The following is a 7,400-nucleotide window of genomic DNA, read 5'->3' on the forward strand; positions in this document are numbered from 1 at the left end:
ACATCCCCGGATATGAAACGTCGTCAATTTCTCAATGCTGCCACCGCCCTGGCTGCCGGCGGATCGCTGATGGCGGTCCCGGCACAGGCCCAAGCGCCTGCCGAAGGCATGGACCCCGCAGCCTTCGGGCCCCCTGCCCCGCAGCCCTTCGACTTTGAACAGGTCGCGACGCTGGCGCAGGAACGGTCCGCGCGCCTGTACGTCCAGCCGGTCGCGGAACTGGTCGGCAGCTTTGCCAACCTGGACTATGACCAGTATCGCGGCATCCGTTTCCGCCGCGACCAGGACCCGCTGGCGGGCAACGCGACCTTCCGGGTGGACCTGCTGTCGCCCGGTTCGATCTTTTATGAACCGGTGCAGATCAACCTGGTCCGCGACGGCGTCACCCGGCCGATCACGTTCGACCCGGCGCTGCTGGAATTCGACGAACGCTATTTCCCCGACGGCCCGGACCTGAACACGATCGGCAACATGGGCTGGTCCGGGTTCCGGATGCGCACGCCGCTGAACCGCCCCGGCGTCATGGACGAGTTCATCGTCTTTCAGGGCGCCAGCTATTTCCGCGCGGTGGCGCGCGGCACGCTGTATGGTTTGTCGGCGCGCGGCCTGGCCATCAAGACCGGCAGCCCCGACGGCGAGGAATTCCCGCTGTTCACCGACTTCTGGATCGTCGAGCCCAAGCCCGGCGCCGAAAGCGTCCGCATCTATGCGATCCTGGACAGCAAGTCGGTCGCGGCAGCGTTCCAGTTCGACGTGACGCCCGGCGCAGTGACCATGGTGCGGACCCGCGTCGCGCTGTTCCCGCGCGTCGATCTGCGCGAGACGGGCCTGGCGCCGCTGACGTCGATGTTCTGGTTCAGCCCGGCCAGCCGCCGGGTCGTCGACGACTATCGCCCCGCCTGCCACGACAGCGACGGGCTGCAGATGCAGACCGGTGCGGGCCAGTCGCTGTGGCGCGGGCTGATGTCGCCGCGCAACCTGCAGATCAGCAGTTTCGTCGACACCGATCCGCGCGGCTTTGGCCTGGTGCAACGGCCCCGCGACTTCGAGACCTATCAGGATGCCGAGGCGATGTACCATCTGCGTCCCTCCGCCTGGATCGAGCCCGAGGGCGATTGGGGCGCGGGCGAGGTGCGCCTGATCGAGATCCCGGTCGAGAACGAGTTCAACGACAACATCGTCAGCTACTGGCTGCCCTCCGACACGATCCCCGGCGGAGAGCGGACGGAGTTCCGCTATCGCCTCAGCTTTGCGGGTCTGCCGCCCAGCAACCTGCCGCTGGCCAAGGTCCGGCAGGTGCGGTCCGGCCGGTCGATCAATGTCGAGACGACGCGCAGCTATATCATCGATTTCGATCTTGGCATGTTCCGCGAGACGCTGCCCAACTACCAGGTCAGCGCGTCCGAGGGCCGGATCGCGCATGCCTACCTGAAACCGCTGCCGGAACAGGGCGTGCTGCGCCTGGCATTCGAATTCGAACCGGGGCGGACGCAGCTGTCCGAACTCAGCGCGCTGCTGACCGATCCCGACGGCCTCGCCCTCAGCGAGACCTGGCTGACGCGCTGGACGGCATGACCATGGACCATGACATGACGACGGCCGGTCGTTCCGACGCGCCGGCCGTGGCACCCGTTGTGCCGCCTATGGCGCCGCTGACGATGCCCGTGCAGGATTTCGCGCGCCACCCGCAGGCGGGGCCCGCGCGGCGCATGAACAGCCTTCGCGTCTGGCTGGCGCGGCTGATTGCCTTTGGCGGCACCGCGGTCCTGGCCGTCGTGGGCTTTTCGCAGATGCTGGCGGCCTTCGGCGCCGATCCCACGCCGATGCAGATCGCGTTGTTGGTGCTGTTCGTGCCGACCTTTGCCTGGGTGGGCTTTTCGTTCTGCGGGACGCTGGCAGGGTTCCTGGCCCCCCGCCTGACCACGCCGGATGGGCCGAACGATGCCCGCGTCGTCGTCGTCATGCCGATCTATCACGAGGATGTCGCGACCAGCACGGGCCTTCTGGTCGCCCTCGCCCGAGAATTGGAGGCCGAGGGCATGGCCGACCGGACCGAGATCTTCGTGCTGTCGGACACCCGCGACCCCGCCATCGCCGTCAACGAGACGCTGGTGATCGACCGCGCCCGCGCCCTGTCGCCGCTGCCCCTGTGGTATCGCCGCCGCCTGTCCAACGACGATCGCAAGTCCGGCAACCTGGCGGAATTCGTGCGCCAATGGGGTGGACGCTATGACCAGATGGTCGTGCTGGACGCCGACAGCGTGATGTCGGGCGCCACCATCCGCGCATTGTCGGCGCGCATGTCGGCGGACCCCCAGGCGGGCCTTATCCAGACCATGCCCATGCTGGTCGGCGGAGAGACGATCTTTGCCCGCCTGACCCAGTTCGCGGGCCGCGTCTATGGACCGATGATCGCGCGCGGCGTGGCCGCGTGGTCGGGCGATACCGGCAACTACTGGGGTCACAACGCGATCATCCGCGTCAGCGCCTTTGCCCAGGCCTGCGGCCTGCCCCGCCTGCCCGGCAATCCGCCCTTTGGTGGCACCATCCTCAGCCACGACTTCGTGGAGGCCGCCGCCCTGTGCCGGGCCGGATGGGCCGTGCGCCTGGATCACGACCTGCGCGGCAGCTATGAGGGATGCCCGCCCACGCTGCTGGACATGGCCGTGCGCGAACGCCGTTGGGCGCAGGGCAACCTGCAGCATTCCCGCCTGCTGGGGGTCAAGGGCCTGCGCGGTGTCAGCCGGGCGCACATGATCATCGGCATCATGGGCTTTCTGATGAGCCCGCTGTGGCTGGCCCTGATCCTGGTGGGTCTGGTCCTGTCGGCCACCGTGCTGCTGTCGACGCCGGAATATTTCCCCAACGCCTATCAGCTGTTCCCCGAATGGCCGGTCTTCGACAGCCGCCGGATGCTGTGGCTGTTCGCCATCGCCATGGGCCTGCTGCTTCTGCCCAAGTTCATCGCGACCTTCCGGGCCTGGGCGCGTCCCCTGGCGCGCAATTCCGGCGGCCGCGTACGCATCTTTGCCAGCGCCATCTTCGAGACGGTCCTGTCCGCGCTGATCGCGCCCGTGCAGATGCTGGTCCAGACCCGCCAGATCTTCGAGATCCTGTCGGGCCGCGACAGCGGTTGGAACGCGCAGACCCGCGCCGGGTCGATGCCGTCCTGGGGCGTGGTGCTGCGCCATCACTGGGCGCATGTCGTCTTGGGCCTGGGCACGCTGATCGTGCTGGCGACCTTCTCTCCTGCCCAGCTGATCTGGCTGTCGCCGATCCTGGCGGGGCTGATCCTGTCGCCTCTGACCTCGCGTCTGTCGGCCAGCCCGGTCTTCGGCCGGTGGGCACGTCTGCGCGGCCTGCTGGTCACCCCCGAAGAACGCGATCCCCCCGCCATCCTGACAGAGGCCGCGGCCATCAGCCGGTCCCTGCCCCAGGCCATGACCGGGCGCGACAGCCTGCTGCGGCTTGGGTCCGACGCGGACCTGCTGGCGCGCCATGTCGCGATGCTGGCCCCCCTGCCCGACGACCTGCCCCGCGCGGTCCGCCTGGCCCGGATCACCGCCGGCGCCAAGATCGAGCATGCCAGCGGACAGGTCGCCGCCCTTGACGACATGGATCGCACCGAAACGGATGCCATGCTGCTGGATCCGGCCCTCCTGACCCGGTGGAGCCGGTTGCCCGCATGAACCGTCTGATTGCGCTGGATATGCTGCGCGGCTACGCGCTGGTCAGCATCATGATCAACCACATGCCGATCTCGGTCCTGCGGGGGACGACGCTGCCGAACTTCTCGATCTTCGATGCGTCCGAGATGTTCGTGCTGCTGTCCGGCTTCCTGGTGGGCCTCGTCTGGCGCAGCGTCGAAACTCGCGAGGGACGCCGCATGGCCCAGCGCCGGTTCGCCCGCCGCGCGTTCGAGGTCTGGCGCGCCATGCTGATCGGCGCAGTGCTGATGGCGCTGCTGTCGGCGGCCCTGCTGGCGCTGGATCGTCCGCACACGGCGATCTGGAATCAGTACGCGAACTGGATCCTGGAGAACCCGTTGGGCTTCGTCGGCACGGTCGCCACCTTCTGGGTCCAGCCCAACATCATCGATGTGCTGGCCGTCTACGTGATCCTGATCACCCTTTCGGTGGTCGTGGTGCCGCTGATGCTGCGCTGGCCGCTGATCGTGGCGTTGGGGTCGGTCCTGCTGTGGTGGCACGCGCCCGAACTGAACGCGATGATCCCGAACCACCGGACCGAGAACGGCTTTCTCTTCAACCCCTTCGGCTGGCAGATGCTGTTCTATACCGGCACGGCGATCGGCCTCTATCGCCAGACGATCATGGCGGTGCTGTGGCCGTGGCGGCACGTGCTGACCGTGCTGGCGATCGGGATGTTCGCCTTCGGCAGCGCCATCGTCATCGGCGCCCGGATCGGAGAGCCCGCGCTGGCTTTCCGCCAAGCGCTGATGCAGGTCTATGGCACCATCGACAAATGGAGCCTGGACGGCACCCGCTATCTGGCGATCGTCGCCGCCGCGTGGCTGGTCTCTGTCCCCTTGGCACGGCCGATGGAATGGCTGGCGGCCACCCGCCCCGGCGTCGCATTGCAGCAGATCGGCAAGGGCGGACTGTTCGCCTTCGTGGCCTGCGTGCTGCTGTCGGTGCTGGGCGACGCGTTCCAGATGACCCCCGAGGACCAGCCCACTTGGCGGCGTCTTGCGGTCGATCTGTGGGCCTGCGTGGCGCTGTGGTGGGTGTCGGCCCTGTGGCTGGAGCACGGCGCCCCCTGGCAGCGTGCCCGCAAGGCACGACGGGCCTGAATCGAAAAGGCCGCCCGTGACGGGCGGCCTTCTTGCTGTCGCGCCGGCGGTTCAGCCCACCAGTGCGCAGGCGTTGCGCTGATGGCGTTCGGCCATCTTGCGCACCATCCTGTTCTGCGGAAGATCGCGTGCAGGAAGGGTCGCGCGACCCGCATCGACCAGGTCCGGAAACAGGGTCAGCAGCTCCTGCCGTGCGGCCGGGCCGACCATGCGCAGGGCCTGCACGCCGGTATAGAGCGATTCGGTATCCGCCCCGTTGGACCGGATTACCTCGTGGCGGTCGAACATGATGTGGAAATATTCGACCTCGGCCAGATCGGTGGCCAGTTCGAACCCGTCCAGCGACAGCAGTTGCTTGGCGGCGACCAACACCTCGAACGTACCGAACATGCGCTGCGCGATCCGGGACCGCACCAGCACCCGATGCTGGGGAGAGACGATCAGATCCCGGGACGGTGTGTTGATGCCTAGGGCACCTGCCGCGATGCGGACCGGCGTCAGGCGCGAATTGCGCGCCAGCGCCACCGCGGACAGGCGCTGCGATCCCGTCCAGCGCAGCGGCTGCGCCCCGTTGTCGCGCGTCATGACCAGATCGCCCGGGCGAAGGGTCTGGACGGCCACCGGCCCATCCGGCGTGTCGATCAGGGTGCCGGCGGCAAAGCACACGATTTCGATATCGTCATCCGCCAGCACGAGCGTCCCGTCACCGCTGATCGTGGTGTTGATCACGGCGGTATCAAGCACCTGCTGGGTCAATCCTGTGACCTGCGGCAGCGCGGCACGCAGAGCCCCTGTCGGGTCCAGCCCTGCAATGGTTTGGTTCACCTCGTTGAGCGGAACCGTCACGGTCGTGTTCACACCAAGGACCCGAACAGTGAGGGTCGCCTGAAGGCGGTCTGCGGTCAGGGGCTGATCGCTGATGAAATACACGTTGCCGTCATTGTCGCGGAAGTAGTCGACGTCCACTGGATTGACCTGCAGGCGGACGCCGTTGGTCAACGCACCCGACAGCTGACCGATATTGGCGGCCGCTGTCGACAGGACGCCGGACCCTAGATACGTGCCCGGCAGGGGCTCTCCATCGATGATCGGCGTCAGGAACTCACCGGCAGTAACGGTGTTCGGTCCGGTCTCATCGTCCTGGACGCGATAGCCGTCGAAGGACTGGCCGGCGCCGAAATCATTCAGCACGGAGGTGGGCGGCAGCGTCACCACCGGAGAGTCGACGGTTCCGGTAATGGTCGTGCCTTCAAGTTGGGTAAGGACGGGCATGGGCGTCTCCTTGGAACAGGGGCGTAAGAGGTCCGTCCCCGCAGAACAGCTCTGGGGGCCAATCAGGTAATCGGAATTGCCGGGGCGCCCGAAGGCACCCTTCAGGGGTCAGTAAGCGATCGGCCAGTGCGGGCACGGGGGATGGGGTCGGATGCCGTGTCGCATGGTCTGGCCTCGCTCCGATCGGGGCCCGTGCGCAAATACTGCAGGGGCCAAGTGCAGGATCGCGACGGCGACCCTGTTAACCTTCATTACCACATTATGTACGCGAAGATGCATGACCAAGAAAGAACCGAACGGTACGGTTCCAGTCGAGATGGGCTGCAACTCTAGCAGTGATACGTTCAGAGCGAACGAAATCTGCTAAGGACACGTCGCCTCTCACCAACGTGAATTATCGCTGAAACGGAGGTGAAACGTACCGAAATGTTTAGATAAAATAAATGCAGAAAGTGCAGAAAGTCTTAAAGGTGAGCAATTTAAACTCTACGCACTCTTGGGTTGTAAGATCTGGAATCTCCGCAAGACGCTGGTCATCACTTTATCGTGATTACCTACTGAAGCAGCACACCATCATTGGACTTGCCCGGCTTTTGTAAAGAGCGTTTAGCTCACGTCCGGGGCCTTACGATTGAAGGCGGTGGGGCTTTGGAAGCCGAGCGATGAATGTCGCCTAACGGGGTTACAGAACCCGTCGATGTATCTGGCGACGGCTTTTTCAGCCTGCTGGTGGGACTGCCAGTTGACCAGCCAAACCCGCTTGGACTTGAGGGTCTTGAAGGCCGTCTCGATCATCGCGTTGTCGTAACAGTTCCTGCGCCCGCTCATTAAGATCAGGATGCCGCATTTGCAGCGACTGGTAGTCGACAGAGGAGTATTGTGATCCACGATCCGAATGATGAACATGCCCTAGGCCGGGGTTGCGATGTGATGTGCTCTCCATTCTTTTGACAGGATCTGGCGCTTTTTAAGCTCTGATCTGCTCCTGCTGATCGGGTTGCGTTGCTTCTCCTGTCAGTGAGCAGACCATTGCTGGCGGTCGGCCGCCAAGAGCCTTGTGCGGCCGGCGGTGGTTGTAGAATTCCATCCAGTTGCGGACACCGGTGCGTGCCTGTGATCCGGTCTCCCAAGCATGCAAATAGACGCATTCGTATTTCAGGGTGCGCCACAAGCGCTCGATGAAGATGTTGCCCAAGGTGCGCTTGCGAACGCCTTTGCCATCCATCGAGATGCGGACGCCCGACCGTCGCAGGCGGTCTGTCCAGGCAAACGACGTGAAGTGGGACCCTTGGCGTCGCATGGCCGCTTGGACCGATGG

At 65.3% G+C, this 7,400-nt stretch carries 5 protein-coding genes and 1 pseudogene; 3 read left to right on the top strand and 3 right to left on the bottom strand.

All coding sequences use genetic code 11. The annotated features are described in order from the left end of the window. The first annotated feature begins 69 nt into the window (after nt 1-69). The 3 genes from LZ686_RS15220 to opgC are packed head-to-tail and all read left to right on the top strand — an operon-like array spanning nt 70 to nt 4,810. Complete coding sequence (locus tag LZ686_RS15220; protein ID WP_349548339.1) at nt 70-1,575, top strand: OpgD/OpgG family glucan biosynthesis protein; 1,506 nt, start codon at nt 70-72, stop codon at nt 1,573-1,575. Then, nucleotides 1,572-3,689 carry a glucans biosynthesis glucosyltransferase MdoH gene (mdoH, locus tag LZ686_RS15225; protein ID WP_349548340.1) on the top strand — a complete coding sequence of 706 codons (2,118 nt, stop codon included), beginning with the start codon at nt 1,572-1,574 and terminating at the stop codon, nt 3,687-3,689. The genes LZ686_RS15220 and mdoH overlap by 4 nt, the downstream gene beginning before the upstream one ends. Continuing rightward, nucleotides 3,686-4,810 (top strand): OpgC domain-containing protein, encoded by a 1,125-nt coding sequence (gene opgC / locus LZ686_RS15230; RefSeq protein WP_349548341.1) that lies wholly within the window; start codon nt 3,686-3,688, stop codon nt 4,808-4,810. The genes mdoH and opgC overlap by 4 nt, the downstream gene beginning before the upstream one ends. A gap of 51 nt (nt 4,811-4,861) precedes the next feature. On the opposite strand, the gene LZ686_RS15235 is transcribed toward opgC, so the two are convergent. The 3 genes and pseudogenes from LZ686_RS15235 to LZ686_RS15245 form a co-directional block, all read right to left on the bottom strand. Continuing rightward, the gene (locus LZ686_RS15235; RefSeq protein WP_139085991.1) at nt 4,862-6,082 is read right to left on the bottom strand and encodes a Hint domain-containing protein; all 1,221 of its coding nucleotides are present in this window, start codon (nt 6,080-6,082) and stop codon (nt 4,862-4,864) included. A gap of 606 nt (nt 6,083-6,688) precedes the next feature. Further along, nucleotides 6,689-7,007 (bottom strand): annotated as a pseudogene (locus LZ686_RS15240) (transposase); the annotation flags it as partial. 42 nt (nt 7,008-7,049) lie between these two features. Beyond that, a partial coding sequence (locus LZ686_RS15245; protein WP_349548342.1) for an integrase core domain-containing protein occupies nt 7,050-7,400 on the bottom strand: 351 nt, incomplete at its 5' end.

This window comes from Paracoccus sp. NFXS7, from assembly GCF_040148865.1.
Classification (GTDB): Bacteria; Pseudomonadota; Alphaproteobacteria; order Rhodobacterales; family Rhodobacteraceae; genus Paracoccus; species Paracoccus marcusii.